At 69.5% G+C, this 2016-nt stretch carries 1 protein-coding gene and 1 pseudogene; both read right to left on the reverse strand.

Annotated elements, in window-relative coordinates:
• Window positions 1-120: 120 nt before the first annotated feature.
• Window positions 121-1698, reverse strand: coding sequence for a sodium:solute symporter (locus ABZV34_RS38865; protein ID WP_356287834.1), 1578 nt, complete (start codon window positions 1696-1698; stop codon window positions 121-123).
• 111 nt (window positions 1699-1809) lie between these two features.
• A pseudogene (locus ABZV34_RS38870) lies at window positions 1810-2016 on the reverse strand (ATPase); the annotation flags it as partial.

Raw genomic sequence — 2016 nt, forward strand, 5'->3', positions numbered from 1 at the left:
CGCAGGTCATGCTCGGATTGTTGGGGTCGTACCGGCCGGGCGCGCCGCACGCGGGCGGCGGTAACGAGGGGACCGGGCGGGGGGCCGCCGTATCGCGGCCCCCCCCGGCCCGGGGTTCGGTCAGGACTGGCCGGCGGTCGCGGTGACCTCCGTGCCGTGTCCGTCGGGTTCGTCGGGTCCCACCGGCGCGGCAGTGGGGGCGGCGGCCGGGGCCTGGTGGAACAGGCTCATCACGCCGCCCACGAGGATCGTGACCAGCACACCGATCGGCACCAGCCACTGAGCGGCGATCGCCGTGGGCACGGTCGTCCCCGCGGTGGTCACGTCGATCTTCACGCCGCGGACGATGTACGTCATCACGCCGATGGTCACCAGGAAGGCCACGACGGCGTCCACCTCCGTGGCCCGTTTGATCAGCCGGCCGAGCAGGAACGCCCCGAGCAGCGCGCCGTAGGTGTAGCCCGCGATCGTCAGACCGGTCAGGTAGACGTTGCCCGAGCTGGTGCTGAACGCGCAGGCGAAGACCGCCATCAGCGCCGCCCACACCAGCGTCATCACCCGGGCCAGCTTCAGCAGTGCCTCGTCGGAGGGGGCCTTCTTCCGGAAGCTGTGGATGATGTCGGACACCGTGGAGTTCGACATGGAGTTCAGCGCGGAGGACAGCGAGCCCATCGCGGCGCCCAGGATTCCGGCCACCAGAAGACCCGAGATGCCCACCGGCAGGCCGTGCAGGATGAAGTTCGGGTAGAGGTTGTCGGAGCTGCTCAGCCCCATCTCCTGGAAGCTGCGGCCCTTGTTGTACGACCAGAGCAGAGCACCGGCCAGGGAGAACGCGGCGAACTGCACGGTGACGAAGACACCGGAGGCGATCATCGCCTTCTGGCCGTCGCGCAGGGTGCGGGTGGTCAGCACACGCTGCACGATCAGCTGGTCCGAGCCGTGGCTGGCCATCGCGAAGATGGCGCCGCCGATGATGGCCGTCGGCAGGGCGAAGGAGCTGGTGAGGACGTGGTCGAGGCCGAAGTCGGTGTCGAAGAGCCTGAACTCGCCGCCGTGCAGGGCCTGCGAGAAGCCGGTGGCGCCGACGTGCCCGGTGAGCACCGCGATGGCCAGGATCACGCCGCCGAGGTAGAGGCCCATCTGGATGGCGTCCGTCCAGATGACCGCCTTGATGCCCCCGAGGTAGGTGTACACGACGGTGATCACGGTCAGCACGACGATGATGGCCTGGTAGCCGGTGTGCACGCCGAGTTCGTCGAGCAGCAGCTTGATCGGGATCGCCGACGCGAACAGCCGGACGCCTTCGGCGAGCAGCCGGGTGAAGACGAACGACACCGACGCCAGGCCCTGGAGCTTCAGTCCGAAGCGCTCCCCGAGGTACTGATAGGCGCTGACGAAGCCGCCGCGCTTGTACAGCGGGATGAGTACCGTGGCGACGACGACCCGCCCGATCACGTAACCCAGCGCCAGTTCGACGTTGCCGAAGCCCTGCCCGCTGTACGTCCCGCCGGGCACGCTGATGACGGTCAGCACACTGGTCTCGGTGGCCACTATCGAGAACGACACCGTCCACCAGGGCATGTGGCTCTCACCGACGAAGTACTCCTTCGCCGTCTTCTGCCGCCCGGACAGGCGCAGTCCGATCACGGCGATGGCGACCAGATAGACGGCGATCACCGCCAGGTCGAGTTGGCGCACGTGCACTCCTTAGAACGGATCGGTGGTGTCACCGGTGAAGGGGGTCGGTGGGGGAGGGGCGGCGCCCCGTCTCGTCGGTGCGACGCGCGCCCGGCGGTCCGTCGCACATGCTCATGGCGGCGGGGCCGTCGTCCGGGTCCGGTGGACGCGGATGACGAGAGGTTCGTGGGGTCCGGCGGAATCCAGGGCCAGCAGGCGCGCCCCGTGCAGGGGATCGCCGAGCGCGGGGGTCACCCGCAGCGGCAGCCCCGACGCGCGGAGCAGGTCGGCGAACGGGTCCATCAGGGGCGCGCCGATCCCGGTGAGGCCGCCGGTGAC

The sequence above is a fragment of the Streptomyces sp. NPDC005195 genome (assembly GCF_040608315.1).
Lineage (GTDB): Bacteria > Actinomycetota > Actinomycetes > Streptomycetales > Streptomycetaceae > Streptomyces > Streptomyces kaempferi.